The sequence below is a fragment of the Streptomyces noursei ATCC 11455 genome, from assembly GCF_001704275.1.
Lineage (GTDB): Bacteria > Actinomycetota > Actinomycetes > Streptomycetales > Streptomycetaceae > Streptomyces > Streptomyces noursei.
Map to the genome: position 1 here is coordinate 2,592,926 of NZ_CP011533.1, position 26,158 is coordinate 2,619,083.

Genomic DNA, 26,158 nt, shown 5'->3' on the forward strand with positions numbered 1-26,158 from the left:
GGGCCGGCGGGCGGCCGGCGCCGGGAGCACACCACCGTGCCGGACGCGTCCGGGCTGCGCGGCCGCCGGATCGCCGGGTACCTGCTCGGGGACGAGATCGGCCGGGGCGGGATGGCGGTGGTCTACAAGGCGGCGGACCTGAATCTGGGCCGGACCGTGGCCCTCAAGCTGCTGGCGCCCGAACTGGCCCAGAACGACACCTTCCGGAAGCGTTTCGCGTACGAGTCGCGGGCGGCCGCGGCGATCGAGCACCCGCACATCGTGCCGGTCTACGAGGCCGGGGAGACCAACGGCCTCCTCTACATCGCGATGCGCTTCATCCCGGGCCGCGACCTGCGGGCGCTGCTGGACGACGAGGGCCCGCTGCCGCTCGCGACCACCTGCCGGATCGCCGTCCAGGTGGCCTCCGCGCTGGACGCCGCGCACGCCCACGACCTGGTGCACCGCGATGTCACCCCGCGCAACATCCTGATCTCCGAGGGCATCGACAGCGACCGGCCCGAGCACGCCTATCTGACCGACTTCGGACTGACCAAGAAGTCGCTGTCGCTGACCGGTTTCACCAGCACCGACCAGTTCATCGGGACGCTGGCCTACGTCGCCCCCGAACGGATCTCCGGGCACCCGGTGGACGGCCGGTGCGACCTGTACGGACTGGCCTGCGTGGCCTACGAGATGCTGACCGGGGCACCGCCGTTCCTCCGCGAGGACGACTTCGCGCTGCTCTGGGCCCACCAGTACGACCCGCCGCCGGCGCCGAGCGGGCAGCGGTCCGACCTCCCCCCGGCCGTGGACGCGGTGTTCGCCCGCGCGCTGGCCAAGGCGCCGGAGGAGCGGTACGAGACCTGCCGGGGGTTCGTGGCGGCGCTGCGGGCCGCCGGACGGACCGCGGACCGGAGCCCCCGGCGCGGCACCGCTCCCCCGCCCCCGCCGCGCTGGGCGATGCCGGTCTTCCCCGGAGCCGGCGCCCCGGGGACGTAGGGTCCGGGGCGCCGGGGCTGCCGCGTCGGTCCGGCCGTCGGGCTCGCCGTCAGCCCCGTCGTCCGGGGTCCGGAGGGCGTGCCGGAGGGGCGTCCCGGACCTCGCCGGGGCGGCGGAACCGGCGCGCCGCGAGGCCGCCGGCGAACCCGGTGACCAGGCCCCAGGCGAACCCCGCCGCCGCCAGCCGCCACAGCTGCGGCTGCAGCGTGATCGCGCCGCCCAGGTCGCCGCCGAGGTCGCCGACGCCGATCAGGGAGAGGCCGTAGTGGGCGTCGATCCGGGTGGCCGAGCCGACGACGAGGAGGGTGAGCGCCAGCGCCACCGCCATCTCCAGGGCGTGCCGCCAGGCGGGCCTTCGGACCGGGGCGCGGACCGCCGCATCGAACGCGGCACCGAGCAGCACCACCGCGGCCACCGCCACCAGCAGCCAGACCCGCCCGTCGTGCGCGCCGATCGAGCCGAGGTCGAGGGTGCGCTGTCCACGGGTCCGCAGCACCTGCTCCAGGGCGTGCGGCAACGGCAGTCCGAGGGATCTGTCGACGTGGCCGGTCCAGGCGCCGCCGGTGCCGATGCCCAGCGCCAGCCAGGCCACGTTCGGCAGCCCGAGCAGGATCACCGCGAGGGTCCGGGCCGGGTCGCCGCGGACGACCAGCTCGACGAGGCCGACGAGGAGCCCGAGCCCGACGTAGGCCAGCAGCGTCAGCAGCATGGCGTGGGCCGGTGGACGGACCGGGTCCTGGAAGCGGAGCAGCCGGGCGGAGAGCGGGGCCTTGCGGGAGACGGCGAAGGCCAGCACCAGCACGGCGAGCACCCACAACAGGCCGAAGCCCAGGGTGGCCGGGAGGTCGGCGCGGAAGCCGACGGTGGGGGTGCTGCCGAGGAGGGCGCCGAGCTGGTCGGCGAGTTCGTTGCCGACGGTGACGGTGAAGCTGTGCCGGGCGGCCAGCGCGATCAGCCACAGCGGGACCAGCCAGCAGACCGTCGTCCGGGCGATCCGGCCGAGGAGTTCGCCGGCCGGGGCGACCGCCCGGTGCCGCAGCGGCCGGAGGAAGACGACGGCGGTCACCAGCGCGCCGGCGAGGGTCACCGACAGCGGAACGGCGTCCACGGCGGCCTGCGCCTCGACGATGATCCCGGCGTCCCCGGTCGCCTGGAGCGAGCCGCCGGCCGCGGCGACCACGGTGGCGGCGACCACCGCGGGGAACGCGCCCGCGGGCAGATCGGCCGCGCCGGCCGCCCACAGGCCGAGCGCGGCGGTCACGACCATGGTGACCAGGCCCGCCAGGGCGGCGCCGAGCGCCTCCGCCCAGCCGCGCAGGGCCGGCGGGACACGGTGGGACGCCGGGCCGCTGGTCTGGCTCACGACTGCCTCCTGCCGGGGTGGTGGTCGGGCGCCGGACGGGCCGGTCGGACGCCGTCCTCGCCACGGTACGCACGGGCGCGCCACCCCGCTTGCGGAGGACGCCGACCCCAAGCACACAATTGCCTAGAACCACATAAATATTGGCAAATCCGGGCGTTGTGCGCATCGCCGGATGACCCAACAGCCCCGGGAAGAAGGACCCGTGACCGCTCCACCGCCACCGGACGACCCGTCGGAGGGCCACCCGACCGGCCCGCCGCCGGGCCCCGTATCGGGCCCCTCCACCGGACCCTCCTCCGGTCCCTCGCACGAGCCGACCCGGCCGTGGCAGCAGCCACCGCCGCCCACCGCGCCCGCGCGGGGAACGCCCCCTCCCCCGAACGGGCCCGGTGGTCCCGGCGGCAGCGACAGCGGAGACGCCTCGCGCGGCGGCCCCGAGCGCCGGCGGCCCTGGTGGCGGTCGATGCCGCGGGTCGCCGTCGCCACGGCCGCGGTGGTGCTGGCAGTGGTACTGGCGGTGGTGCTGACCCGCTCCGGGGGCGGCGGGAGCGCCGGCGAGCTGCAACTGGAATCGGTCGGCTCGGCGGGCCCGGCCCCGTACACCGACTCGACGGTGAACGGGGGCGGCACCGCGACTCCGACGGCCACCCCGTCCGTGGCACCCCGCGGCGACCACCGGCGCGCCAGCGTGTCGGGGGCGGCGCCCGGCCTGTACGGCGGCAGCCGCGACAAGGCCAGCTGCGACGTGGAGAAGCAGATCCGCTATCTCCAGGCCAGCCCGGACAAGGCACGGGCGTTCGCCGGCGCGCTGGGGAAGAGCCCCGAGGAGCTGCCGGCGTACCTGCGCTCCATGACGTCGGTGCAGTTGCTGGTCGACACCTGGGTCACCAACCACGGCTACCTGGACGGCAAGGCGACCAGCTACCAGGCGGTGCTCCAGGCGGGCACGGCGGTGCTGGTGGACGCGCAGGGGGTGCCGCGGGTCCGCTGCGCCTGCGGGAACCCGCTGACGCCGCCGACGGCCACCGGGAAGGGGCTCAAGACGCGGGGCAAGCCGTGGTCGGGGTTCCGGGACTCCAACGTGGTGACGGTGCAGCCGGCGCCGAAGCCGGTGCGGACGTTCGTCCTCCAGGACCCGCGGACCGGGGACTACTTCGCGCGCCCGGAGGGCACCGACGGCAGTACGGACCAGCCCTCGCCGGCGCCGTCCGCGTCGCCGTTCTCCCCGTCGCCGTCGTCCCCCGAATCCCCCGGTTCGTCGGAGACCTCGCCGTCCCCGGGCGGCGGTACGACGCCGGAGTCGCCGTCGGGTCCCGGGTCGACGCCCGGGCAGACGACGGGCGGGCCCACCACCCCCGAACTGCCGGGCACCCCGGGGTCCACGACGCCGGAGCAGCCCGGAGGCTCCGGGTCGTCCAGCGGGCCGGCCGGGACCCCCGAGACCCCGACCGAGACCGGCGGCGGCAGCTCCAGCTGACGGGTACTCCCCCCGGACCCGCGTCGCGCTCACCCGACGCCTCCGGCATCGATATCGAACTGTGTCCTAATAAACCGATGCACCGCACAACCTCTGAAGCGGACAAAACATCTGTATATGCGGCGGTTGCCTCCGGCTCCGCCGCTGTCCGTTGTTCAGCTTTGGAGGGACCCTCGTGCACGCCGGAACACGTCGCCACACCGCCCGGTTGATACCCGCCGCGCTCGCGGCCGGGCTGCTGCTGTCCGCGTGCGGTACCGGCGCCGGCTCGTCCAAGGCGGCGGAGCCGGCCGCCAAGGTGACCGTCACCCCGGCCGCCGGCAGCGACGCCGCGAAGCTCGGCTCGCCGATATCGGTCAAGGCGGCCGGCGGCAAGCTGACCGCGGTCGACGTCAAGGACGACAAGGGGGCCAAGGTTCCCGGCCGACTGGCGGCCGACGGGGCGTCATGGACGTCCGACGGCAAGGTCCGGCCGAAGACCACCTACACCGTGACCAGCAAGGCGAAGGCGGACGGCGGCAAGGAGTCCTCGTCCACCGCGACCTTCACCACGGAGCAGGCCGACAAGGTCAACAAGCTCACCAACACCCCGGGCAACGGGGAGACGGTCGGCACCGGCATGCCGGTCTCGATCAAGTTCGACCACAAGGTGGCCAAGAGCCAGCGCGCCGAGGTCGAGAAGGCGCTGAAGGTCACCAGCCAGCCGAAGGTGGAGGGCGCCTGGGGCTGGGTCACGGACTGGGACGGCAAGGACCGGATCGACTGGCGGCCCAAGGACTACTGGCCGAGCGGCACGAAGGTCTCCGTGCGGGGCGCGCTGGGCGGGATAGATTCCGGCGACGGCCGGTACTTCACCCGCGACTACGACTACGACTTCAGCATCGGCGCCGACCACAAGGCCGTCATCGACGTGCCGTCGCACACCCTGACCATGTACGCCGACGGCAAGGCCGTGGGCACCGTCAAGGGCTCCGCCGGCTCCCCGCAGGACCCGACCCGCGGCGGCGTGCACACCGTCCGCAGCAAGAACGCCGCGGAGACCATGGACTCCTCCACCATCGGCCACGGCAACGAGTGGATGCTGGACTCGAAGTGGGTCACCCACCTCACGGCGTCCGGGACCTTCCTGCACTCCGCCCCGTGGAACCAGTCCATCGGCGTGGTCAACAACAGCCACGGCTGCTTCGGCATGACCACCTCGGACGCCAAGCAGGTCTACGACTTCCTGTCGGTCGGCTCCACGGTCGAGGTGAAGGGCACCAGCAGCACCAAGAAGACCGACGTCGGCAACGGCCTCGAGGTCTGGCAGGAGAACTGGCAGCAGTGGCAGCAGCGGAGCGCGCTGAAGTAGCCCGCCGCCCCCGCACCACGGCACGCACGCCGCCGCCCGGCACCCGGGCGGCGGCGTGCGGCGTTTCCGGCGCCGGGCGGGCGGCCCCGCTCAGCGGACGTCGTGGGCGGTGCGCCGGTAGGTGGAGCGCCGGTCCTCGATGGCGGCCCAGCGGTCGCCGTAGACGGTCCCGGTGACGCCCGGTTCGCGGAGGAAGTCGTGCGGGAAGCCGAGCGGCACCTGGCTGGTGGCGTCCAGCCGCGCCACGGCGTCGGCGTCCAGCGCCACCTGGGCCGGGCTCCAGCCGGCCGGGCTCGCCGCGCCGGTACGTGCCGGCCGCGAGCGGCGCCCAGGCGGGCCGGTCCGACACCCCGAGGTAGAGCACCTTGCCGGACCGCACGAGGTCGTCGAGGGCGCGCATCACCTCCTCGACGGGGGTGAAGACATTCGCCGACCGGTGACCGGGAGCGCCGGCGGTGCGGCGCCCCCGGGCGGGCCGGTCAGGCGGTGTGCAGCGCCGGGTCGCTGACGCCCGGCTTGCCGGTCTCGACGTGGCCGGCGAGGCGGCGCAGGAAGCCGGATTCGGTGTCGGCGGTGACCGTGAGGTCGTACCAGCGCTTGCTCGCGGTGAGGTCGACGGACTGGGTGACGGTGCCGCCCGGGTCCACGCGGACGGTCTGCTTGGCCCCGCCGTAGGCGTTGGCGATGGTGAGGCGGCAGGGCGCGGTGCCCGGGTTGGTGAGGGACAGTTCGACCTGGCCGGAGGCGGCGTTGTGGCGGGCGGTCACCTCGGGGGTGTGCTTCTTGCCGGGGCCCTGGAAGGTGCGCAGGAAGCCGTTGGGGCCGTGCACCGTCAGGTCGTAGTTGCCCTTGGAGTAGGCGGTGTTCCAGGTGTCGGAGAGCGTCTTGCCGGCCTCGGTGGTGTACGTCCAGGGGCCGTCGGTGCGGTTGCCCGAGGTGACCAGGAAGCACGCGCCGGCGGCGGCGCCGCCGCTGAAGGTGAGCGTGAAGCGGCCACCGGCGACGTCGGCCTTGCCGTCGGTCAGCGGGACGTAGCGCAGCGGGCGGCTGGGCCGGGAGCCCGCCTCCTGCTTGGGCAGGACGGGGTTGGCGGGCGGCGTGGGGTAGTAGCTGTCGTGCCGGTTGTGGTCCGGCGGCTGGTAGCCCTTGGTGTCCGGGAGCACGGCCGGCTTGGTGTTCTCCAGGGAGAAGTCGAACGCGGAGGTGAGGTCGCCGCAGATGGCACGGCGCCAGGGCGAGATGTTGGGCTCGTGGACGCCGAACCGGCTCTCCATGAACCGGATCACGGAGGTGTGGTCGAAGACCTCGGAGCAGACGTAGCCGCCGGTGCTCCAGGGGGAGACCACCAGCATCGGGACGCGCTGGCCCAGGCCGTAGGGGCCGGCGGCGTAGGTGGCGTTGCCGGGGAAGTGCTCCAGGGCGGTGTCCACGGTGGAGCGGCCCTGGGCCGCGGAGGCCGGCGGGAACGGCGGGACGACGTGGTCGAAGTAGCCGTCGTTCTCGTCGTAGGTGATGAACAGGGCGGTCTTGCTCCACACCTCGGGGTTGGAGGTGAGCGCGTCCAGCACCTGGGAGACGTACCAGGCGCCGTAGTTGGCCGGCCAGTTGGGGTGCTCGGAGAACGCCTCGGGGGCGGCGATCCAGGAGATCTGGGGCAGCTTGCCGGCCTTGACGTCGGCCTTGAGCTGGTCGAAGTAGCCGTCGCCCTGCTTGACGTTGGTGCCGGTGCGGGCCTTGTCGTAGAGCGGGTCGCCGGGCTTGGCGTTGCGGTACTGGTTGAAGAAGAGCAGGGAGTTGTCGCCGTAGGTGCCGCGGTAGGCGTCCTCGATCCAGCCCCACTTGCCGGCCGCGTCGAGGCCGTCGCCGATGTCCTGGTAGATCTTCCAGGAGACGCCGGCCTTCTCCAGGCGCTCGGGGTAGGTGGTCCAGCCGTAGCCGGCCTCCTCGTTGCCGACGACCGGGCCGCCGCCGGTGCCGTCGTTGCCGACGTAGCCGGTCCACATGTAGTAGCGGTTGGGGTCGGTGGAGCTCATCAGGGAGCAGTGGTACGCGTCGCAGATGGTGAACGCGTCGGCGAGGGCGTAGTGGAAGGGGATGTCCTGCCGGGTGAGGTAGGCCATCGTCCCGGTGCCCTTGGCGGGGATCCACTGGTCGTACTTGCCGTCGTTCCACGCCTGGTGGCCGCCGTGCCAGTCGTGGTTGAGGCCCTCGATGAACTGCATGCCGAGGTTCTCGGCGTCGGGGTGGTAGGGCAGCACGTCCTTGCCGCCGTCGGCCTGGTACCAGACGGACTTGCCGTTCGGCTGGGTGACCGGGCGGGGGTCGCCGAAGCCGCGGACGCCCCGCAGCGAGCCGAAGTAGTGGTCGAACGACCGGTTCTCCTGCATGAGGACGACGATGTGCTCGACGTCCTTGATGGAGCCGGCGCTGCGGCGGGCGGGGATGGCGGCGGCGCGGGCGATGCTGTTGGTGAGGGCGGCGGCGCCCGCGGTGGCGCCGGCTATCTGGAGGAAGCGCCGGCGATTGATGTCAACCATGTGTCTGGGGACCTCGTGGTGGGGGGGGAGAAGTGACGGGGGGTCGGATCTGGAACAGGGTGCGGAAGGGGCGTGCGGTACAGCGGTCAGCAGAGTGTTCCAAGAGGAACGAGGATCCGGGAAGGGGGGATGACGAGGAAGTGACACCTCACGGTACGGGGGGCGAACTCGCAGGCCGGAGGCGGCCCGAGCACGCCGAACGGCCGGCGGGTCACGGCGGTCGTGCCGTGACCCGCCGGCCGTTCGGGGCCGGGCGGGCGCGCCGGATCGGCGGCGCGTGGGACCAGGGGCGGTGGTGGCGGGTCGGTCAGACCAGCGACGCCTCCGACGGGGACGGGCCTGCGGCGACGGCCGGGCCGGCGGCGGGGCCCGCCGGGGGACGGGCCGCCGGGGCGGGCTGCTCCGCGGCGGGCGCGGGCTCCACCACGTCGGGCACGCTGCGCGGCGACACCCGCGGGGTCACCGGGTCGGGGCGGGCCGCCCCGACCCGGCGGGTGAACCAGATGACCTTGCCGTCGGGGGTGCCGCAGGTGCCCCAGCTGTCGCTCAGGGCGGCGATCCGGGCGAGTCCGCCGCCGGCCGCGCGCTCCAGCCGCGGCAGCCGGGGGCCCTCGTCGGCGACCGAGGCGGTCAGGTGCCGGCCGCTCCAGCGGAGTTCGACCACACAGCGCGCGTCGGGGCCGATGTGGCGGTGGACGTTGGTCAGGAGCTCCGCCACCCCCTGGCAGATGGGCGGGATCTGCGGTTCGAGGTTCCAAAGGCGCAGATGCGCGGCGATGATCCGCCGGATCTGGGGGACGCGCTCGGCCGAGGCGGGCAGTTCGACCGTGTAGTGCCGGTCGCCGGGTGGTGTCATGTCGTCGCTCCTCACCGCGAGGCTCACGTCCTTCACCTCGTTGGACCAACGAACCCCCAACACGAAGAGTGAGCATCCATCACGTATGGGTGGACTGCCATGCTGTCCCGGGGGTGTCGGGCCCGCAACAGGGGTGAGCCGTATGAGTAGCCCCGCTCTCAGGTGAGCGGGGCGACGAGCGCGGCCAGTGTCCGGTCCGGGGTCAGCGGCAGGTCGCGCAGCCGGGCGCCGATCGCGTGCCACACCGCGTTCCCGATCGCCGCCGGGGTGCCGACGATGCCGATCTCGCCGATGCCCTTGCTGCCCATCGGGTTGAGGTGCGGATCCTCCTCGTCGAGCCAGTGCGCCTCGATCGCCGGGACGTCGGCGCAGGTCGGGACGTGATAGGCGGCCAGGTCGCAGGCGGTGAAGTCACCGAAGACGGGGTCCAGGGCGCTGTCCTCCATGAGCGCCATGCCCAGCCCCATGATCATGCCGCCGACGAACTGGGACCGCGCGGTGCGGGGGTTGAGGATCCGCCCGGCCGCGTACTGGCCGAGCAGCCGGCGGACCCGGACCTCGCCGGTGCGGGTGTCGACCTGCACCTCGGCGAAGACGGCACCGAAGGCGTGCCGGGCGTACGGGGAGGGCTCCGCGGTCTCCTGGCGGGTGTCCTCGGTGACCGTGATCCCCTCGGCGGGGAGCGGCCCGTGGTGCGCGCGCAGCCGGGCCAGCAGCGACGTGCACGCCTTGTGGACGGCCCAGCCCCAGGAGGCGGTGCCGGTGGACCCGCCGGCGAGCACCGCGGGCGGCAGGTCGCTGCTGCCGATGTCGACCCGCACCCGGTCCTCGGGGGCGCCGAGCACGGCGGCCGCGATCTGGGTGAGGACGGTGCGGGCGCCGGTGCCGATGTCGGTGGCGTTGACCCGGATCCGGTAGCCGCCGTCGGCGGCGGCGTGCGCCTCGGCCTCGGTCTCGGAGATCTGGACGGGATAGGTGGCCGCGGCGACGCCGGTGCCCAGCAGCAGGTCGCCGCGGCGGCGCACGGCGGGGCGCGGGTCGCGCGGCAGCCAGCCGAAGCGTTCCGCGCCGGCGCGCAGGCACTCGACGAGGTGGCGGCTGCTGAAGGGGCGGCCGGTGTCCGGTTCGGTGGCGGGGTCGTTGCGGATGCGCAGTTCGACGGGGTCGATGTCCAGCACGACGGCGAGCTCGTCGAGGGCGGACTCCAGCGCGTACATCCCGGGGGCCTCGCCCGGGGCGCGCATCCACGAGGGGGTGGGGACGTCGAGGGCGGCCAGTCGGTGCACGGTGCGGCTGTGCGGCGAGGTGTACATCATGCGGGCCGGGATCGCGGCCTGTTCGACGAACTCGGTGACCGTGGAGGTGTGGGTGACGATCTCGTGGGCGAGGGCGGTGATCACGCCGTCGTGGCCGGCGCCGATGCGCACCCGGTGCAGCGTGGGGGCGCGGTGGCCGACGACGCCGGGCAACTGGCGGCGCGGCAGGGCCAGTTTGACGGGGCGGCCGGTGTGCCGGGCGGCCATCGCGGCGAGCACGACCTGGGGGCGGGGCGTCCCCTTGGCGCCGAAGCCGCCGCCGACGTGCTCGGAGACGACGGTGATCTCGTCGGTGCCGAGCTTGAACAGCGCGGCCAGGTCCTCGCACACCCTGGTGGCGCCCTGGCTGGAGTCGTGGACGGTCAGGTGGCCGTCGGTCCACTGGGCGGTGGCGGCGTGCGGCTCCATGGGGTGGTTGTGCAGCGGCGGCACGGTGTAGGCGACGTCGACGGTCGCCGGTGCGGCGGCGAACGCCGCGTCGAAGTCGCCGCGTTCGCGGGCCCCCGGGCCGCCGAACACCTCCTCCGGCACGTACAGCCTCGGGTGGTCGGCGGTGATCCGCACGTCGTGGGGTTCCGTGGCGTAGCCGACGTGGACGGCCTCGGCGGCGTCCCGGGCGGCCTCCAGGGTGTCGGCGACGGCGAGCGCGACGTACCAGCCGCGGTGCGGGACGCGGTCCTCCTGGAGCACGGCGAGGGTGGGGTCGCCGGTGGACGCCAGGCGGGGCGCGTTCTCGTGGGTGAGCACGGCGATCACCCCGGGCAGCGCGAGCGCCGCCGCGGTGTCCAGTTCGGTGATCCGGCCGCGGGCGACGGTCGCCGGGACCGGCCAAGCGTAGGCGCAGCCGGGCGGGGTGTGCTCGGCGGCGTAGCGGGCGGCGCCGGTGACCTTCTCGCGGCCTTCGCGGCGGACCGAGGGGGCGCCCAGCGGGTGCGGCAGCGGGGCCGCCGGCGGGAGGTGCGGGACGGGGTCGTGGCTCATGGCGCGGTCCTTGCGGTGGGGGCGGGTCAGCCGTGGGCGGCGAGGTCGGTGAGCACGCCGACGGCGAGGGCGCGGGCCAGCGGGACCTTGAAGCCGTTGTCGCGCAGCGGTGCGGCGGCGGCGAGTTCGGCGTCGGCGGCGCGGGCGAAGGTCTCCTCGGTGGCGGGCGCGCCGCGCAGCAGGGCCTCGGCGGAGCGGGCCCGCCAGGGGCGGTGGGCGAGCCCGCCGAAGGCGAGCGCGGCGTGCTCGACGGTGCCGTCGCGGACGGTGAGCACGGCGGCGACGGAGGCCAGCGCGAAGGCGAACGAGGCCCGGTCGCGGGCCTTGCGGTAGCGGGAGCGGCCGCCGGGTCGGGCCGGCGGCAGTTCGACGGCGGTGAGCAGTTCGCCGAGCCGGATCTCGGTGTCGCGTTCGGGGCTGTCGCCGGGCAGCCGGTGGAACTCGGCGGCCGGGACGGTGCGTTCGCCCTCGGGACCGTGCAGGCACACGGTGGCGTCCAGGGCGGCGAGGGCGACCGCCATGTCGGAGGGCTGGGTGGCGACGCAGTGCGCGGAGTGGCCGAGGACGGCGAGGTCGCGGTGGGTGCCCTCGCGGGCCGGGCAGCCGGTCCCGGGCTCCCGTTTGTTGCAGGGCTTGGAGACGTCCTGGAAGTAGCCGCAGCGGGTGCGCTGGAGGAGGTTGCCGCCGGTGGTGGCGGTGTTGCGGAGCTGCCCGGAGGCGCCGGCCAGCAGGGCCTGGGAGAGCACCGGGTAGCGGTCGCGGACGGCGGGCACCGCGGCGAGGTCGGCGTTGCGGACCAGGGCGCCGATCCGCAGCCCGCCGTCCGGCAGTTCCTCGACGCGGTCCAGCGGGAGCCGGCCGATGTCGATCAGGGTGCGCGGGGCCTCCACGCCGAGCTTCATCAGATCGACGAGGTTGGTGCCGCCGGCGAGGAACTGGGCGCCGGGCTGCCCGGCTGCGGCCCGCACCGCCTCGTCGACGCTGGCGACCCGCAGGTATCCGAACGGCCTCATCCGCCGGCCACCCCCGCCCCGGTGACCGCCGCCCCCGTGACCGCCGCGTCGGCGACCGCCTCGACGATCCGGGGGTAGGCGCCGCAGCGGCACAGGTTGCCGCTCATCCGCTCCCGGATCTCGTCGGCGGTGAGCGCCACCGGCGCCCCGGACCGCGCGGTGTCCGGCGTGACATGGGAGGGGAAGCCGTCGGCCGCCTCGTTCAGGACGCCGACCGCCGAGCAGATCTGGCCGGGGGTGCAGTAGCCGCACTGGAGGGCGTCGCGGTCCAGGAACGCTTCCTGGAGGGGGTGCAGCCGCTCGCCGTCGGCGAGGCCCTCGACGGTGGTGATCCGGCGGCCGTCGTGCGCCACGGCCAGCAGCAGGCAGCTGTTGGCGCGCCGTCCCTCGACCAGGACGGTGCAGGCGCCGCACTGCCCGTGGTCGCAGCCCTTCTTGGCGCCGGTGAGGCCGAGGTGCTCGCGGAGCAGGTCCAGGACGGTGGTGCGGTGGTCCAGGGTCAGGGTGTGCCGGGTGCCGTTGACGGTGAGGGCCAGTTCGGAGCGGCGGCCGTTGACCGGGTGAGGGCCGCCGGTGTCGTCCGGGCGGCCCTCCCCCGGCGCCATCAGGCGCCCCTCGTGACGGGCCGCCGCAGGGTCTCCAGCCGCAGTTCGACCTCCTTCTCCTGGTCGCCGGCGGCGGTGCCGAGGACGGTGACCACGAACGCCGGCCGCAGGCCCGCGCACAGCTGGTCCACCGCCCAGTAGCCGCCCTGGAGGCTGACGGTGACGGGGGCGGTCAGCCGTCGCGGCTCCGGCTCGGTGCCGCGCTCGCTGACGTCGACGGTGGAGGTCCACACCGTCGTACCGGGGCCGGCCATCTCCTGGGGCACGTCGTCGGGCGCCCGGTCGGAGCGGAAGGCGGTGCGCAGGGCGCTGAAGACGGCGTGGGCGTCCGCCGTCCTGCAGCCCTCGACCTCCACCACGACCTCGGCCGATGGGTGTTCCGGGTGTGACGCCTGTTCCACGCTGTTCACTGTGGGCCCTTCCTGTGGGTGCCGGTCGGTGGGTACCGGTCGCTTCCAGGCTCACTCGGCGCCACGGTGTGTGCGACCCGAGGCTCGAACGAGTGGTTTAAACGGGCGCACCTGCTCGCCGCACCCGCACGGAGTTACGGTGTGTAGTCAGAGCGCGCTCTCTGTAGTCGCCCTGTCGTCACTGCCGTCCGCACCCCTCCAGGAGCCCCCCGTTGACCAGTAGTCCCCGCGTCGACCAGCAGGCCACCGGCTACAGCCTCCGCCAGGCGGTGTGCATGGTGCGCGCCGCCGAGCTCGCGTACCAGGGCGAGCAGACCATCGAGGCCACTGCCCGGGAGTGGGGGTTCGACCGGGTGCGCCACCACCACACCGCCTTCCGCCCGCCGTTCCCGCTCCAGGACACGCAGGCGTACACCCTCGGCGGACGACACATGATCATCACCGCATTCCGCGGCACCGAGCCCGCCGAGCTGCGGGACTGGCTGTCCGACGCCACCACCCCGCCATGGCCCGGCCCCGGCGGCCGGGGCCACGTCCACTACGGCTTCGCCGAGGCGCTGGAGTCGGTCTGGCCGCAGGTCCTCACCACGCTCAAGGAGTTCCGGGACAACGACCAGGCGCTCTACTTCACCGGCCACAGCCTGGGCGGGGCGCTGGCGATGCTGGCCGGCGCCCGGCTCCACTTCGAGGACCCGAAGCTGACCGCCGACGGCGTCTACACCTTCGGTCAGCCCCGCACCTGCGACCCGGGCCTGGCCAAGGAGTTCAACTCCGCCTTCACCGACCGCATGTACCGCTTCGTCAACAACAACGACATCGTCCCCCAGCTCCCGCCGGAGCCGGTCTTCCGCCATGTCTCCGCGCTGCGCCACATCGACTCCCGGGGCGCGGTGCACAACACCATGCCGCTGATCGGCGGCCTGCTGGACCGCGGCCGGGGCCTGACCGCCGATCTGCTGGCCCCCGCCTCGGACGGCGTGCGGGACCACTTCATCGCGGCGTACGTCACCGCACTGGAGAAGGCGGCGGAGCAGCGGGGCTGACCGGGAGACCGGGCGCGGCGGCGGGCCCGACGGCGGGGCGGGGCGCGGCGGCGAAGGGGACGGCGGCGGCGTGCGGGACGATCTCGACCTCGTCGCCGAGGGCCCATTCGGCGGCCCGGGAGGACATCGCGGCCGGGACGGTGTCGCTGATGCCGGGCGCCGCGGGGATGTCGTAGGTGGCGTGCGCGTCGTGCGGCAGGACGACGCGATGCCCCCGGACCAGCGCGGTGCGCGCGGTGGCGGCCACACACATCTCGGAGAGCACGCCGCAGACGGCGAGTTCGGTCACGCCGGCGTCGGTGAGCAGGTCGCCGAGCGGGGTGTCCGCGAAGCCGTCGTCCTCGGTCTTGCGGACGACCCGCTCGCGGGGGCCGGGCTCGACGGGCAGGTGGAGTTCCCAGCCGGGGGTGTGCGGCGCGTCGACGGCGCCCGGTTCGCCGTCGTTCTGGAGGTGGACGACGAGGGCACCGGCCGCGCGGGCCCGGGAGAGCAGGTCGCGGGTGCAGCGCAGGACCCGGTCCGCGTCGGGGACCGCCTCCCACCCGGAGACGAACGCGGCTTGCACGTCGACGACGAGGAGCGCCTGGACGGGGCGGATCGCAGCGGCGGTCGGGGCGGTCATGGCAGCCATCATCCCGTGCCGCGACACTGGTCCGGACGGGCGGGAACGCTTCCGGCCGGACAGGCATGGTTGCCACAGGCATCGACCCGGACGGATCATCCGTACGTGCTCCACGGCCGGGGTGCGTCGTGCTCCGCGCGCGGGCGTCCTGGCGGCGGGGCGCGCCGCCCGACCGCACCGCGACGACGCGAGGAGAGCCACCGTGGAAGCCGCCACCGTCAAAGGCCACTGCGCACCGGGGTTCGAGGGGGTGCGGCGCGCGTTCGAGCGGAACTTCCGCGAGCACCGGGAGATCGGCGCGGCGGTCGCGGTGACGTGGGACGGCGAGCCGGTGGTGGACCTGTGGGGCGGTCACGCGGACGCGGCCGGCAGCCGCACCTGGGAGCGGGACACCCTGGTCAACGTCTACTCGACGTCCAAGGGGATGACCGCGCTGTGCGCCCATCTCCTGGCGGACCGGGGCGAGTTGGACCTGGACGCCCCGGTCTCCCGCTATTGGCCGGAATTCGCCCGTGCGGGGAAGGAGGCCATACCGGTGCGCTGGCTGCTCTGCCACCGCGCCGGGTTGCTGGCGCCCCGCGAGCCCCTGGCCGAGGGCCGCGCCTACGACTGGGAGTACGTCTGCGACGCCCTGGCGCACACCCCGCCGTGGTGGGAGCCGGGGACCGCGCAGGGCTATCACGCGACGACGTTCGGATATCTGGTGGGCGAGGTGGTCCGGCGGATCACCGGGCAGTCGCTGGGGGCGTTCCTGCGCAGCGAGATCACCGGACCGCTCGGCGCCGACCTCTTCATCGGCACCCCCGCCGAGGAGCACCCGCGGTGCGCCGACATGGTCGGGCAGCTGGGCGACGCACTGCTCGCCGAGCGCTTCCCGGGCGCGCCGCTCCCCCCGGTGCGCGGCATCGAGGAGCATCCGCTGGCCCCGGTCACGCTGGCGCTGCGCTATGTCCCGATCGGCGACGTCAACAGCGCCGCCTACCGCTCGGCCGAGATCCCGGCCGGCAACGCCCACGCCTCGGCGCGCGGCCTGGCCGCCGTCTATGCGGCGCTGGCCGGCGGCCGGCTGGTCGGGCCCGCCACCCTGGAGGCGCTGCGCAGTTCGCAGAGCCGGCCGGACGAGCCGGACCTGACGCTGGGCGCGCTCGTCCCGGAGGGCACCGCCACCGCGTTCCGCTGGGGGCTGGGCTACATGCTCAACGACCGCGGGCAGGCGGGCCCCAACCCGCGGGCGTTCGGGCACGGCGGCGCGGGCGGTTCGTACGCCTTCGCGGACCCGGAGAACGGGCTGGCCTACGCGTACACGATGAACCGCTTCGGGGGCGGCACCAGCGGCGAGGATCCGCGGAGCCGGGCGCTGGTGGCGGCGGTGTACGAGGCGCTGGCGGAGGTCCGCGGCCGGGCCTGAGGGCCGCTCCGGCGCCGCCGCGGATGCGCCGGAGCGGCGCAATAATGGGAGGTGCGGCAGGATCCGTCCGGCGCCGCCGCGGGTGCGACGGCCCCGGAGAGAGGGCGTGGTGACCATGGAAAGGGACACCGAGACGGTTCACGAGGCGTACTCGTTCGTCTGCCTGCACTGCGGGCACGGGTGGGAGGAGGAGTACGAGATCCGGCACACCACCGATCTGGCGGGCCACCGCCGCGCCGACTACTTCGCCCACGGCCGCCGGGTGCCCTCTCCGCTGACCCGTGCGGACTGCCCCGACTGCAACCGCGGCCCGATCCGCATCCTGCGCCCCGGCAGGGTGAACGCCGCGCGGTCGTTCCTCCCTTAGGTCCTGTCGTCGCACCCGCGTCGTCCGGCCCCGGCGGGCCGCCCGGTGCCGCTGCGATTCGGTAACGGCCGCGTACTCCCCGTCCGTCAGCCCGGCAAATGTTGCATATGCTCAGGTCGGGGGCCCGGAGGACGGTTTCGGACAGTCGAACGGACCGTGGCCGGCCCCGCAAGCGATCGCCCCTCGGGGACCGCCGGCCATCCGGTCCCCGAGCCGTCACAACGCCGGAGTGGACCTTTGACCGTGGAGAAGGCGGAGCAGCGCACCCGCTCCCGCGTGCTGGCCGCGCTTCCGTACCTGGTCATGGCCGCGGTCAGCGCGGTGGACATCACCGCGGGCCCGGGGGTCGGCTTCCTGCCCCTGGTGTCGCTGGGGCCGGCGTTCGCCGGTCTGGTCGGCGGCTGGCGGCGGACCGCGCTGGTCGGGCTGACCGCGGCGGTGCTCTGCGTCGGGCTGGGGGTGCACAGCGGGCTGTTCGAGAGCCGGCGCGGGCTGACCGCGCTGCTGTCGGTCGCCGGGGTGACCGCCGCCGGCGTGGTGGCCGCGGTGATGCGGCAGCGCCGGGAGGCGGAACTGGCCAATGTCCGGTCGATCGCCGAGGTCGCCCAGCGGGTGCTGCTGCGGCCGGTGCCGCGCGGCGCCGGCCCGCTGCGGATCGCGGTCTCGTACACCTCGGCGGTGGCCGAGGCCCGGATCGGCGGGGACCTCTACGAGGTGGTGACCTCGCCCGCCGGGGTGCGGATCATCGTCGGGGACGTGCAGGGCAAGGGCCTGGAGGCGGTGGAGAGCGCCGCGGTGGTGCTCGGTGCGTTCCGGGAGGCGGCGCACGACGAACCGGACCTGCCGGCGGTCGGCGCCCGGGTCGAGCGGGCGCTGAACCGCCATCTGTCCGGCGAGCGGTTCGTGACCGCGGTCCTCGCCGAGATCGGCGACGGCCCGAACGCGACCCTGCTGAACTTCGGCCACCCCTCCCCCCTGGTCGTCCGCCCCTCCGGCGAGGTCCGCTACGCCGCGCCGCCGGAACGCGCCCTGCCGCTGGGACTGATGGACCACCGGCCGGACGCGCCGGTCCCCCACGAGGTGCCGTTCGCCCCCGGTGACCAGCTGCTCTTCTACACCGACGGGGTCACCGAGGCCCGGGACTCGGCCGGCTGGTTCTATCCCCTCGACGAGCGGGCCGTGCTGCTCAAGGACCCCGATCCGGAGGCGGCGTTGCGGGCGGTCCGGGAGGACGTGGTCGATCACGCGGAGGGCCCGCTGCACGACGACGCGGCGATGCTGCTGGTGCGCTACCGCAGGGGGCATCGGGACCCGGACCGGCCGGGCCCCGGCGCCGGTCAGTACAGCGGCAGCCCGGTGTAGTTCTCGGCCAGTTCGGCGGCGGCGTGCCGGGAGTCGGCGATCCGGTCGAGCTGGGAGAGCTGCAGCCGGGTGTCGAAGGGGCTCTGCTCGGGGTCGGTGTGCAGGGTCGTGGTCATGAAGTGCGAGAAGTGCTCGGCGCGCCAGACCCGGCGCAGACAGGTGGCGGAGTAGGCGTCGAGCAGCTCCGCCGATCCGGTCCGGTGCCGGTGCGTCAGCGCGCGGGCCAGGACGGTGACGTCGGCGACCGCGAGGTTGAGGCCCTTGGCGCCGGTGGGCGGGACGATGTGGGCGGCGTCGCCGGCCAGCAGGATCCGGCCCCAGCGCATCGGCTCGGTGACCGAACTGCGCAGCGGGAGGACCGCCTTGGCGGTGACCGGGCCGCGGGCCGGTTTCCAGGGGACGGTGTCGACGGCGGCGCGGGCCTGGAGTTCGTCCCAGATCCGCTCGTCGGGCCAGTCCGCCGGGTCGGTGTCGTCGGGGACCTGGAGGTAGAGCCGGCTGACGGTGGGGGTGCGCATGCTGAGCAGGGCGAAGCCGCGGTCGGAGTGGGCGTAGACCAACTCGTCGCAGGAGGGCGGGACGTCGGCGAGGACGCCGAGCCAGGAGTAGGGGTAGCGGCGGGTGAAGGTGCGGCGGGCGGACTTGGGGATCGCCTGCCGGGCCACGCCGTGGAAGCCGTCGCAGCCGACGACGTAGGCACAGGTCAGGGTGTGCTCGCGGCCGTCGTGGGCGTAGTGGACGCGGGGCCGGTCGGTGTCCGCGCCGGTGACCGCGAGCGCGCGGGCGCCGAACAGCAGCGGCGGGCCCTCGGCGAGCTGGAGCGCTATCAGGTCCTTGACGACCTCTGTCTGGGCGTAGACGGTGACCCGGCGGCCGTCGGTGAGTGCCGGGAAGTCGAGGCGGTGGGCGCGCCGGTCGAAGCGCAGCTCGATGCCCTCGTGGACCAGCCCCTCGCGGTCCAGTCGCTCCCCCGCACCGCAGGCGCGCAGGATGTCGGTGGTGCCCTGTTCGAGGATGCCGGCGCGCTGCCGCTGCTCGACGTAGGCGCGGTCCCGGCTCTCCAGCACCACGCAGTCGATGCCGGCGCGGTGCAGCAGCCGGGCGAGCAGCAGTCCGGCCGGCCCGCCGCCGATGATGCCGACGGTGGTTTCGCCGGGTGGGGCGGGGGTGCGGGACATCAGAGATCCGTTCCTGGGGCAGGGGCGGTGGGGAGCGGGGCGAGGTGGGCGAGGAGGGCGGCGAGGACCTCGGCGGGCCGCTCGACACCGGCGAGGTGGGCGGCGCCGGACAGCTCGACGAGGCTGGCGCCCGGGATGCCGTCGGTGAGTTCCCGGGCGTGCGCGGGCGGGGTGGCCGGGTCGGCGCGGCCCGCCACGACGAGGGTGGGGACGCCGATCCGGGGCAGCGCGGGGCGCAGGTCGAAGACGGCGAGGGCGTCGCAGCAGGCCGCGTACCCCTCGGGGGAGACGTCCCGGCGCAGCGCCTCGACCAGGGCGGTGGCCTCCGGTGAGGTGGCGAAGGCGGGGGTGAACCAGCGGCCGGCGGCCGGGTCGGCGACCACGTCGGTGCCCTTGGCGCGCACCAGGGCGGCCCGTTCGCGCCAGCCGGCCGGCTCGCCGAACCGGGCGGAGGAGCAGACCAGGGCGAGCGAGGCGACCCGGCTCGGGTGGTGGGCGGCGAGCCAGGCGCCCACCGCGCCGCCCAGCGACGCCCCGGCGTAGGCGAACCGGTCGAGGCCGCGGGCGTCGGCGAGCTCCAGGACCAGGCCGGCCAGTTCGGGCACGGTGGTCGTCCCGGGGTCGGCCAGCGCGTCGACGGGGGTGCCGCCGTGGCCCGGCAGGTCCCAGCGGACGACGTGGAACCGGCCAGCCAGGGCCGGGAGTTGGGGGTTCCAGACGGCGAGCGTGGTGCCCAGCGACGGGCCGAGGACGAGCGGTGGGGCGCCGGGCGGGCCGTCGGTGGTGTGGTGCAGTGCGGGCGCGGCGGGCGGCGTCAACGGGGCTCCTGCGGGTCGTGCCGGTGGTGCGGAGGGTGCCGGGCGGCTACGAGGTGCGGGTGGTACGCGCGGGGCGCGCGGGCGCCGGGCGGTCCGGGGCGGCGGGCGGGACCGACGGGCCGGCCCACGGCGTCCGGGGCGCCGGCCCGGCGCGCCCGGAGCGCTGCCTGAAGGACCTCGTCGCGGCCGGTCAGGGCGGTGAGGGCCGCGACGAGGCTCCCCCGGACGTCGTCCGGGGGCACCCCCAAGGGGGCGACCGGATCACCGGCCGTACCGAGGTTGTACCGCATCCCGGGCGCGGGCCCCGGCAGGCCCGCGGGGCGGGCGAGAGCCGGGTGGGCGGCGCGGGAACGGGCGCCCCGGGCCGGCGCCGCCCGCTGTGCCGGTGGTTCAGCGGAAGGCAAGGAAGACCGTCTCCTCGAAGGCGCCGTCCGCGGACTGTTGGAGCTGTACGTCGAAGCGGTAGCGGCCGGGGCCGTCGGGGCGGGCCAGGAGGGTCCGGGCGCGCTCCTCGGGCAGCTGCGCCAGCAGCGGGTCGGTGGCGTGCGCCGCGGTGTGCTCGGGGAAGTAGACGCGGGTGAACAGGTGGTGCAGCAGACCGCGGGCGTGCACGCAGACCGCGAGATGGGGCGCGGCGTTCGAGCGTCCGGCGGCCGCGGGGCGCAGGGTGCGGACCGCGTAGCGCCCGCCGGCGTCGGTGGGGACCCGGCCGAAGCCGGTGAAGACCGCGCCGTCGCGGCCCAGGAGCGCGCCCAGCGGGGGGCGCGGCGTCAGCCGCTCCGGTGGAGCCGGAGCCTGCTCCCGGGGGTCGCGGCGCAGCGAGCCGGGGGCGCCCGCCAGGCTGCCGTCGGGTCCGGCCTGCCAGAACTCCAGCAGCGCGTCCGGCACCGGGACGCCCGCCCCGTCGCGCACCAGGCCGTGCACGGTGACGGCGTCGGGATGCCCCTCGGGCGCGATCCGGCCGCCGTCGGGGACGGGCAGCGCGTGGCCGAAGAAGGGGCCGATGGTCTGCGCGGGCGTCGCGGCGAGCGACCCGCCGCGGTCGTCGGTGTCCGGCATCAGCGGCCCTCCTCGGTCCAGGTGGCGGACGGGCCGTCGAGGACCACGTCCCAGCGGTAGGCCAGCGGTCCCGCGGGGAGGGACAGCGCGTGGTCGAAGGCGGCGACCAGGCGGTGGCGGTCGGCGGGGTCGCGGACCGCGGCGAGGATCTGGTCGTACGGGAGGAGCGGGTCGCCGGGGAAGTACATCTGGGTGACCAGGCGTTGGGTGAAGGCGGTGCCGAAGAACGAGAAGTGGATGTGGGCCGGGCGCCAGGAGCTCTCGTCGGGCAGCGGGTAGGCGCCGGGTCTGACGGTGGTGAAGGCGTAGCGGCCCCGGTCGTCGGTGCGGCAGCGGCCGACGCCGGTGAAGTTCGGGTCCAGCGGGGCCGGATGCCGGTCCTGCCGGTGGGTGTACCGGCCGGCGGCGTTGGCCTGCCAGATCTCGACGAGCTGGCCGCGGACGGGGCGGCCGGCGCGGTCCAGGATCCGGCCGGTGACGGTGATGCGCTCGCCGAGCGGCTCGCCGGGGTGCTGCCGGGTGAGGTCGGCGTCCCACTCGCCGACGTCGGCGGGGCCGAACACCGGGCCGGTCAGCTCCACGGCATCCGGGTCGGTGCCGGTGTCGAAGGGGAGGAGCGGCCGTCGGGGGTGGCGCTCCACCGCGCCGCGGTAGGGCGCGGGGGCCGGGGGCGGCGGGGCGGGGGATGCCGGTGCGGTCATGGTGCCCTTTCCCTGCGGTGGACGGGTACGGACCGGGCGGTGGACACCGCTTTCGCCGGGACGCGGTCCAGCGTGCCGACGTTTTCCCCGACGGTCACCGGGGCGCGCCGGCGGCGGCCGCGGCGTCCTGCTGAACCCCCGTCGGGAACCGGCCGGACGTGGCGCGATCCCGACCCTCCCGACGGGTCAACTCCCTTCTGAACAAAGGGCGTTCGCCCAGTGAACTGAAGTTCACGTCGTGTGCTGCCCCGAGTCTGGTGCCGGCCCCGGGCCGTGTCAACGGGCCGCCCGGTACGGTTCCGGACTACCCCGGACCACAACGCCGCACCGTGGAGAGCCCCTTGCCACCGTCCGCCTTCCCCGCTCCGCCCGCCCCACCGCCACCGGAGGCGGTGACACCGCTGATCCGCGCGCTGGCCGTGCTGCGCGCGCTGACGGCGGCCGGCGGCCGGGCGGCGGTGAGCGATCTGGCGCGGGCCACCGGGCTGGCCCGCGCCACCGCGGACCGCGTCCTGAGCACCCTCGCCGCCCTCGGCCACGTCCGCGCCGAGGGCCGGGACGCGGTGCTCGCCCCCGGTCTGTTGGAACTGGGCAACGCCTACCTCGCCGCCACCGGGCTCCCCGACCGGCTCGGCCCGCTCGCCGACCGCCTCGCCGACACGCTCGACGAGTCGGTGTCGCTGGCCGTGCCGGACGGCGACGGGGTGCGCTTCGTGCACCAGGCGACCCGCCGCCGCGCGATGTCGCTGGCGTTCCGCATCGGCGATCTGCTGCCGGCCGAACGGGGCGCGCCGGGGGCCCTGTTCGCGGGGGACTGGGGCCCGGCGGAGTGGCGCCGCTGGCGGGCGCGCCGGGCCGCCGACCCGGTCGACGCGGGCTTCCCCGCGGTACCGGCCCGGGACGCCGGCGAGGCCGCGCCGGCCGGTGCTCGCCGGATCGCGGCGGACTTCACGGCGCGGGTGGCCGCGGCCCACGCCGCCGGCTGGTCCCCGGACGACCAGCTCATCGAACCGGGCCTGATCGCCGTGGCGCTGCCGGTCCGGGACCCGGCCGGCGGCACGGTCTGCGCGGTGAGCGTGGTCAGCCACACCAGCCGGCACACCGCCGCCGCGCTGCCGGACGCGGTCCTCGCCCGGCTCCGCGACACCGTCGCCGCGATGGAGGCCGCGCTGGCCGCGCCGCCCTCCGCCGAGGATCCGGCCGCGCGCCACCAGGCGGCCCGGCGGCGCGCGGCCAAGCAACAACTGGGCCCCGGATTCGTGGAGTCCGTCGCCCGCGGGCTCGCCGTGCTCACCGCGTTCGGCGCCGGCCGGGCCGCGCTGACGCTCTCCGCCGTCGCCGAGGCCACCGGCCTCCCCCGGGCCACCGCCCGGCGCGCCCTGATCACCCTGGAGCACCTCGGCTACACCGCGGCCGACGGCGGGCGCTTCCGGCTCACCCCGCAGGTGCTGGAGCTGGGCTTCGCACCGCTCTCCGGGCTCACCCTGCCGGCCCTCGCCCGGCCCCACCTGGCCGCGCTGGCCGAACGGGTCGGGGAGTCTGCCTCGTTGGCGGTGCTGGCCGCCGACGGCGACGCCGACGGGCCGTCCGTCCAGTACCTCGTCGGGGTCCCGGCGGGGCGCATCATGAGCGTCACGATCAGTCCGGGCAGCCGCGCCCCGGCGCAGGCCACCGCCCCGGGCCGGGTCCTGCTGGCCGCCCTGCCGGCCGCCGAGCGCGCGGCCACCGGCCCGGCCGGGCTGCCGGCCCTCCTGGACCGGGTCCGGGCCGACGGGCACGCGCTGGTGGACGACGAACTGGAGGCGGGTCTGCGCTCCTTGGCGGTCCCGGTGCACGACCGCGCCGGCCGTGCCGTCGCCGCGGTCGGGGTCGCCACCCATGCGGCCGGCCGGCCGCCGGCGGCCACCCGCGCCGCGGTGCTGCCCGCGCTGCGCGCGACCGCCGCCGCCGTGGAGGCCGAACTGCGGGTGGCCGGGCGCTTCCTGCGGATTCCGGTGCCGTGAGTCAGCCGGCGTCGAGGTCCTCGGCGGCCCGGCGCCGGGCGAGCTCCGCGCGGGCGGCGGCGGTGGCGACCGACGGCCACACCCGGTCCAGCGCGGCGTTCATGGCGGCGCCGACCAGGACCGCGAAGGCGGAGACCCCGATCCACAGCAGGACCGCGATCGGCGCGGCCAGGGAGCCGTAGATGGTGGGGCCCTCGACGGCCGCGGTGAGGTAGAGGCGGAGCAGGAAGCTGCCGAGGATCCACATCGCCAGGGCGACGACGGCGCCGGGGATGTCCTCGCGCCAGGGCGAACGGACCGGCACCGACAGGTGGTAGAGGGTGGTCAGGAAGGCGATGGAGAGGATCAGCACGACCGGCCAGTACAGGGCGCGGATGACGTTCCCGCTGGCCGGCAGCCAGCCGACCACCACGTCGGGGCCGGCGACCATCAGCGGCAGGGCGATGGCGCCGGCGGCCAGGGCGGCGAGGTAGAGCACGAAGGACAGCAGCCGGGTCTTGACGATGCCGCGCCGGCCGTCGAGCCCGTACATGATCGTGATGGTGTCCACGAAGACGTTGAGCGCGCGGGAGCCGGACCACAGGGCGAGGGCGAAGCCCAGGGAGATGACGTCGGGGCGGCGGCCGGTGAAGACGTCGTGCAGCAGGGGCCGGGCGATCTCGTCGACGCCCCGGTGGGACAGGACGGTGCCGGCGGCCTGCAGCAGGTGGCCGCGGAAGTTCTCCAGGGTGGTGTGGCCGATCCACGGTTCGGTGTAGCCGAGGACGCCGAGCAGGCCCAGGATCAGCGGGGGAAGCGAGAGCAGGCACCAGAACGCCGCCTCGGCGGCCAGGCCGGTGACCCGGTAGCGCATGCAGCTGCCGACGATGTCCTTGACCAGCAGCCACGCCAGCCGCCGCTTGGAGACGTTGCGGTAGAGCACCCGGGCACGGGTGAGACGCCCCCGGGGCGGCCCGTGCGGTTCGGTGGGTTCGTTCGGCGGCTGCACCTCTTTACCGTATCGGGCATGGCAGCTACCACTCATACCGTGACGAACCAGCCCCCGCCGCTCACCGGCTACGACGTCTTCGCCGCCGATCCGGCGCTCACCGAGGGGGTGGCCCGGTACGTCGCCGGGGAGCACCTCGACGAGGTGCGGGAGGAACTGGGCCGGCTGGGGCGGGCGGCAGGTTCGGCCCAGGCACAGCGCTGGGGCGAGCAGGCCAACGGCTCCCCGCCGGTGCTGCGCACCCACGACCGCTACGGACACCGCATCGACGAGGTGGAGTTCCACCCGGCCTGGCACCGGCTGCTCGGACACGCCGTCACGGCCGGGCTGACCGACGCCTGGTCGCGTCCGCACGGGCACGTCCGGCGCACCTCGGGCTTCCTGGTGTGGACCCAGGTGGAGGCGGGGCACGGCTGTCCGCTGTCGATGACCCATGCGGCGGTGCCCGCGCTGCGGGCCGAACCGGAGCTGGCCGCGGTGTGGGAGCCGCTGCTGACCTCGCGGGTGTACGACGCGGAGCTGCGGCCCGTGGCGCGCAAGGCGGGCGCGCTGGCGGGGATGGCGATGACGGAGAAGCAGGGCGGCAGCGACGTCCGGGCGAACACCACCCGCGCCGAACCGCTCGCGGCGGCCGGGGAGTACGCCCTGACCGGCCACAAGTGGTTCTGCTCGGCGCCGATGTCGGACGCGTTCCTGGTGCTGGCCCAGGCGCCGGGCGGGCTGACCTGCTTCCTGCTGCCGCGGGTGCTGCCGGACGGCACCCGCAACGCCTTCCGGATCCAGCGGCTCAAGGACAAGCTCGGCAACCGCTCGAACGCCTCGGCGGAGGTGGAGTTCGACGGGCACACCTGGGCGCGCCGGGTCGGGGAGGAGGGGCGCGGGGTGGCGACGATCATCGAGATGGTCGCGGCGACCCGGCTGGACTGCGTCACCGCGTCGGCGGCGGTGATGCGGCAGGCGGTGGCGCAGGCGCTGCACCACACCGCGCACCGGGCGGCGTTCGGGCGCAAGCTGGCCGACCAGCCGCTGATGCGCAACGTGTCGGCCGACCTGGCCCTGGAGTCGGAGGCGGCGACCACGGTGGCGCTGCGGCTGGCGGCGGCCTACGACAGCGGCACCGAACGGGACCGGGCCTTCCTGCGGCTGGCGGTGCCGGCGGCCAAGTACTGGGTGACCAAGCGGTGCACGCCCATGGTCGCGGAGGCGCTGGAGTGCCTGGGCGGCAACGGCTACGTGGAGGAGTCGGGGCTGCCGCGGCTGCTGCGGGAGGCCCCGCTGAACTCGATCTGGGAGGGCGCGGGCAACGTCCAGGCGCTCGATGTGCTGCGGGCGCTGCGGCGCGAACCGGCGGCGCTGGACGCGTATCTGTCCGAGATCGGCACCGCGCGGGGCGCCGACCACCGGCTGGACCGGGCGATCAGGGGGCTGCTGACCGAACTCGCCGATCTGGAGGGCATCGAGGCGCGGGCCCGGCGGCTGGCCGAGCGGATGGCGCTGGTGCTCCAGGGGGCGTTGCTGGTGCGGTACGCGCCGCCGGAGGTGGCCGACGCGTTCTGTGCCGCGCGGCTGGGCGGCGACGCGGGGGCGGCGTTCGGCACGCTGCCGCACACGCTGGACCTGGCCGCGGTGGTGGGGCGGGCGCGCCCGGTGGTGGTGGCCGAGTAGTGCGTGCCACCGGGTGCGCCCGCCCGGCCTCCGGTGGCGCGGCGGCGGTTCGCC

Annotated in this window: 23 protein-coding genes and 1 pseudogene; 9 read left to right on the top strand and 15 right to left on the bottom strand. The window is 75.3% G+C overall.

Annotated elements, in window-relative coordinates; all coding sequences use genetic code 11:
• Window positions 1–36: 36 nt before the first annotated feature.
• Window positions 37–981, top strand: coding sequence for a serine/threonine-protein kinase (locus tag SNOUR_RS10820; protein WP_067358107.1), 945 nt, complete (start codon window positions 37–39; stop codon window positions 979–981).
• A gap of 49 nt (window positions 982–1,030) precedes the next feature.
• Here SNOUR_RS10820 and SNOUR_RS10825 read toward each other — a convergent pair whose 3' ends face one another.
• A complete protein-coding gene (locus tag SNOUR_RS10825) occupies window positions 1,031–2,344 on the bottom strand; it encodes a streptophobe family protein (RefSeq protein WP_067346045.1) in 1,314 nt (437 codons plus the stop codon).
• A 463-nt stretch (window positions 2,345–2,807) separates the two neighbouring features.
• On the opposite strand from SNOUR_RS10825, the gene SNOUR_RS10830 reads away from it, so the two are divergent.
• Together SNOUR_RS10830 and SNOUR_RS10835 are read left to right on the top strand one after the other, a co-directional pair.
• Window positions 2,808–3,821 carry a DUF6777 domain-containing protein gene (locus tag SNOUR_RS10830; RefSeq protein WP_067346046.1) on the top strand — a complete coding sequence of 338 codons (1,014 nt, stop codon included), beginning with the start codon at window positions 2,808–2,810 and terminating at the stop codon, window positions 3,819–3,821.
• Between the two features lie 175 nt (window positions 3,822–3,996).
• Window positions 3,997–5,172: a L,D-transpeptidase family protein gene (locus SNOUR_RS10835; protein WP_312632509.1), complete on the top strand. Its 1,176-nt coding sequence runs from the start codon at window positions 3,997–3,999 to the stop codon at window positions 5,170–5,172.
• Window positions 5,173–5,262: 90 nt separating this feature from the next.
• Here the strand turns inward: SNOUR_RS10835 and SNOUR_RS42830 are convergent.
• The 7 genes and pseudogenes from SNOUR_RS42830 to SNOUR_RS10865 all read right to left on the bottom strand — a co-directional run.
• Window positions 5,263–5,593, bottom strand: a pseudogene (locus tag SNOUR_RS42830) (aldo/keto reductase); the annotation flags it as partial.
• Between the two features lie 58 nt (window positions 5,594–5,651).
• A complete protein-coding gene (locus SNOUR_RS10840; RefSeq protein WP_067346050.1) occupies window positions 5,652–7,709 on the bottom strand; it encodes a phosphocholine-specific phospholipase C in 2,058 nt (685 codons plus the stop codon).
• A 307-nt stretch (window positions 7,710–8,016) separates the two neighbouring features.
• Window positions 8,017–8,565, bottom strand: coding sequence for an ATP-binding protein (locus SNOUR_RS10845; protein ID WP_067346051.1), 549 nt, complete (start codon window positions 8,563–8,565; stop codon window positions 8,017–8,019).
• 158 nt (window positions 8,566–8,723) lie between these two features.
• Window positions 8,724–10,862, bottom strand: coding sequence for a xanthine dehydrogenase family protein molybdopterin-binding subunit (locus SNOUR_RS10850; RefSeq protein ID WP_067346053.1), 2,139 nt, complete (start codon window positions 10,860–10,862; stop codon window positions 8,724–8,726).
• Between the two features lie 26 nt (window positions 10,863–10,888).
• Window positions 10,889–11,875 carry an FAD binding domain-containing protein gene (locus SNOUR_RS10855; RefSeq protein ID WP_067346056.1) on the bottom strand — a complete coding sequence of 329 codons (987 nt, stop codon included), beginning with the start codon at window positions 11,873–11,875 and terminating at the stop codon, window positions 10,889–10,891.
• Window positions 11,872–12,480, bottom strand: coding sequence for a 2Fe-2S iron-sulfur cluster-binding protein (locus SNOUR_RS10860; RefSeq protein ID WP_067346058.1), 609 nt, complete (start codon window positions 12,478–12,480; stop codon window positions 11,872–11,874). Before SNOUR_RS10860 ends, SNOUR_RS10855 begins: the two co-directional genes overlap by 4 nt.
• Entirely contained in the window at window positions 12,480–12,890 is a 411-nt protein-coding gene (locus SNOUR_RS10865) for a hypothetical protein (RefSeq protein ID WP_067346059.1), read from the bottom strand. The genes SNOUR_RS10860 and SNOUR_RS10865 overlap by 1 nt, the downstream gene beginning before the upstream one ends.
• Before the next feature lie 212 nt (window positions 12,891–13,102).
• Here SNOUR_RS10865 and SNOUR_RS10870 point away from each other — a divergent pair, with 212 nt between their 5' ends.
• Window positions 13,103–13,933: a lipase family protein gene (locus SNOUR_RS10870; RefSeq protein WP_067346060.1), complete on the top strand. Its 831-nt coding sequence runs from the start codon at window positions 13,103–13,105 to the stop codon at window positions 13,931–13,933.
• Here the strand turns inward: SNOUR_RS10870 and SNOUR_RS10875 are convergent.
• The gene (locus tag SNOUR_RS10875) at window positions 13,896–14,555 is read right to left on the bottom strand and encodes an isochorismatase family protein (protein WP_067346062.1); all 660 of its coding nucleotides are present in this window, start codon (window positions 14,553–14,555) and stop codon (window positions 13,896–13,898) included. The two genes, SNOUR_RS10870 and SNOUR_RS10875, sit on opposite strands and share 38 nt — an antisense overlap.
• A gap of 202 nt (window positions 14,556–14,757) precedes the next feature.
• Between SNOUR_RS10875 and SNOUR_RS10880 the strand changes: the two genes are divergently transcribed.
• From SNOUR_RS10880 to SNOUR_RS10890, 3 genes are all read left to right on the top strand, one after another.
• A complete protein-coding gene (locus tag SNOUR_RS10880) occupies window positions 14,758–15,963 on the top strand; it encodes a serine hydrolase domain-containing protein (RefSeq protein WP_067346064.1) in 1,206 nt (401 codons plus the stop codon).
• Window positions 15,964–16,078: 115 nt separating this feature from the next.
• On the top strand, window positions 16,079–16,330 hold the full coding sequence (locus SNOUR_RS10885; RefSeq protein WP_229921890.1) for a hypothetical protein: 252 nt from the start codon (window positions 16,079–16,081) through the stop codon (window positions 16,328–16,330).
• Window positions 16,331–16,633: 303 nt separating this feature from the next.
• A complete protein-coding gene (locus SNOUR_RS10890; RefSeq protein ID WP_067358111.1) occupies window positions 16,634–17,692 on the top strand; it encodes a PP2C family protein-serine/threonine phosphatase in 1,059 nt (352 codons plus the stop codon).
• Here the strand turns inward: SNOUR_RS10890 and SNOUR_RS10895 are convergent.
• Genes SNOUR_RS10895 through pcaH form a run of 5 tightly spaced genes read right to left on the bottom strand, consistent with a single transcriptional unit; the run spans window position 17,668 to window position 21,448 of the window.
• Entirely contained in the window at window positions 17,668–18,870 is a 1,203-nt protein-coding gene (locus SNOUR_RS10895) for a 4-hydroxybenzoate 3-monooxygenase (protein WP_067346067.1), read from the bottom strand. The genes SNOUR_RS10890 and SNOUR_RS10895 overlap by 25 nt on opposite strands.
• Complete coding sequence (pcaD, locus tag SNOUR_RS10900; protein ID WP_067346069.1) at window positions 18,870–19,688, bottom strand: 3-oxoadipate enol-lactonase; 819 nt, start codon at window positions 19,686–19,688, stop codon at window positions 18,870–18,872. Before pcaD ends, SNOUR_RS10895 begins: the two co-directional genes overlap by 1 nt.
• Window positions 19,685–20,092, bottom strand: a complete 408-nt coding sequence (locus tag SNOUR_RS10905) for a hypothetical protein (protein ID WP_159425850.1) — start codon at window positions 20,090–20,092, stop codon at window positions 19,685–19,687. The genes pcaD and SNOUR_RS10905 overlap by 4 nt, the downstream gene beginning before the upstream one ends.
• Window positions 20,079–20,747, bottom strand: a complete 669-nt coding sequence (locus SNOUR_RS10910) for a peptidase associated/transthyretin-like domain-containing protein (RefSeq protein WP_067346073.1) — start codon at window positions 20,745–20,747, stop codon at window positions 20,079–20,081. The genes SNOUR_RS10905 and SNOUR_RS10910 overlap by 14 nt, the downstream gene beginning before the upstream one ends.
• A complete protein-coding gene (gene pcaH / locus SNOUR_RS10915) occupies window positions 20,747–21,448 on the bottom strand; it encodes a protocatechuate 3,4-dioxygenase subunit beta (protein ID WP_067346075.1) in 702 nt (233 codons plus the stop codon). Before pcaH ends, SNOUR_RS10910 begins: the two co-directional genes overlap by 1 nt.
• A gap of 341 nt (window positions 21,449–21,789) precedes the next feature.
• Here pcaH and SNOUR_RS10920 point away from each other — a divergent pair, with 341 nt between their 5' ends.
• Window positions 21,790–23,451, top strand: a complete 1,662-nt coding sequence (locus SNOUR_RS10920) for an IclR family transcriptional regulator domain-containing protein (protein WP_067346077.1) — start codon at window positions 21,790–21,792, stop codon at window positions 23,449–23,451.
• A 1-nt stretch (window position 23,452) separates the two neighbouring features.
• Here SNOUR_RS10920 and SNOUR_RS10925 read toward each other — a convergent pair whose 3' ends face one another.
• Window positions 23,453–24,439 (bottom strand): YihY/virulence factor BrkB family protein, encoded by a 987-nt coding sequence (locus tag SNOUR_RS10925; RefSeq protein WP_067346079.1) that lies wholly within the window; start codon window positions 24,437–24,439, stop codon window positions 23,453–23,455.
• A gap of 18 nt (window positions 24,440–24,457) precedes the next feature.
• Between SNOUR_RS10925 and SNOUR_RS10930 the strand changes: the two genes are divergently transcribed.
• The gene (locus tag SNOUR_RS10930; protein ID WP_067346080.1) at window positions 24,458–26,104 is read left to right on the top strand and encodes an acyl-CoA dehydrogenase family protein; all 1,647 of its coding nucleotides are present in this window, start codon (window positions 24,458–24,460) and stop codon (window positions 26,102–26,104) included.
• Window positions 26,105–26,158: the final 54 nt, after the last annotated feature.

What these genes read in the sequence shown, in the direction of transcription:
- SNOUR_RS10830 (WP_067346046.1), top strand. Translation starts at nt 2,808, where the DNA reads ATGCCGCGGGTCGCCGTCGCCACGGCCGCGGTGGTGCTGGCAGTGGTA.
- SNOUR_RS10840 (WP_067346050.1), bottom strand. Translation starts at nt 7,709, where the DNA reads ATGGTTGACATCAATCGCCGGCGCTTCCTCCAGATAGCCGGCGCCACC.
- SNOUR_RS10845 (WP_067346051.1), bottom strand. Translation starts at nt 8,565, where the DNA reads ATGACACCACCCGGCGACCGGCACTACACGGTCGAACTGCCCGCCTCG.
- SNOUR_RS10850 (WP_067346053.1), bottom strand. Translation starts at nt 10,862, where the DNA reads ATGAGCCACGACCCCGTCCCGCACCTCCCGCCGGCGGCCCCGCTGCCG.
- SNOUR_RS10855 (WP_067346056.1), bottom strand. Translation starts at nt 11,875, where the DNA reads ATGAGGCCGTTCGGATACCTGCGGGTCGCCAGCGTCGACGAGGCGGTG.
- SNOUR_RS10860 (WP_067346058.1), bottom strand. Translation starts at nt 12,480, where the DNA reads ATGGCGCCGGGGGAGGGCCGCCCGGACGACACCGGCGGCCCTCACCCG.
- SNOUR_RS10875 (WP_067346062.1), bottom strand. Translation starts at nt 14,555, where the DNA reads ATGACCGCCCCGACCGCCGCTGCGATCCGCCCCGTCCAGGCGCTCCTC.
- SNOUR_RS10885 (WP_229921890.1), top strand. Translation starts at nt 16,079, where the DNA reads ATGGAAAGGGACACCGAGACGGTTCACGAGGCGTACTCGTTCGTCTGC.
- SNOUR_RS10890 (WP_067358111.1), top strand. Translation starts at nt 16,634, where the DNA reads ATGGCCGCGGTCAGCGCGGTGGACATCACCGCGGGCCCGGGGGTCGGC.
- SNOUR_RS10895 (WP_067346067.1), bottom strand. Translation starts at nt 18,870, where the DNA reads ATGTCCCGCACCCCCGCCCCACCCGGCGAAACCACCGTCGGCATCATC.
- SNOUR_RS10910 (WP_067346073.1), bottom strand. Translation starts at nt 20,747, where the DNA reads ATGCCGGACACCGACGACCGCGGCGGGTCGCTCGCCGCGACGCCCGCG.
- pcaH (WP_067346075.1), bottom strand. Translation starts at nt 21,448, where the DNA reads ATGACCGCACCGGCATCCCCCGCCCCGCCGCCCCCGGCCCCCGCGCCC.
- SNOUR_RS10930 (WP_067346080.1), top strand. Translation starts at nt 24,458, where the DNA reads ATGGCAGCTACCACTCATACCGTGACGAACCAGCCCCCGCCGCTCACC.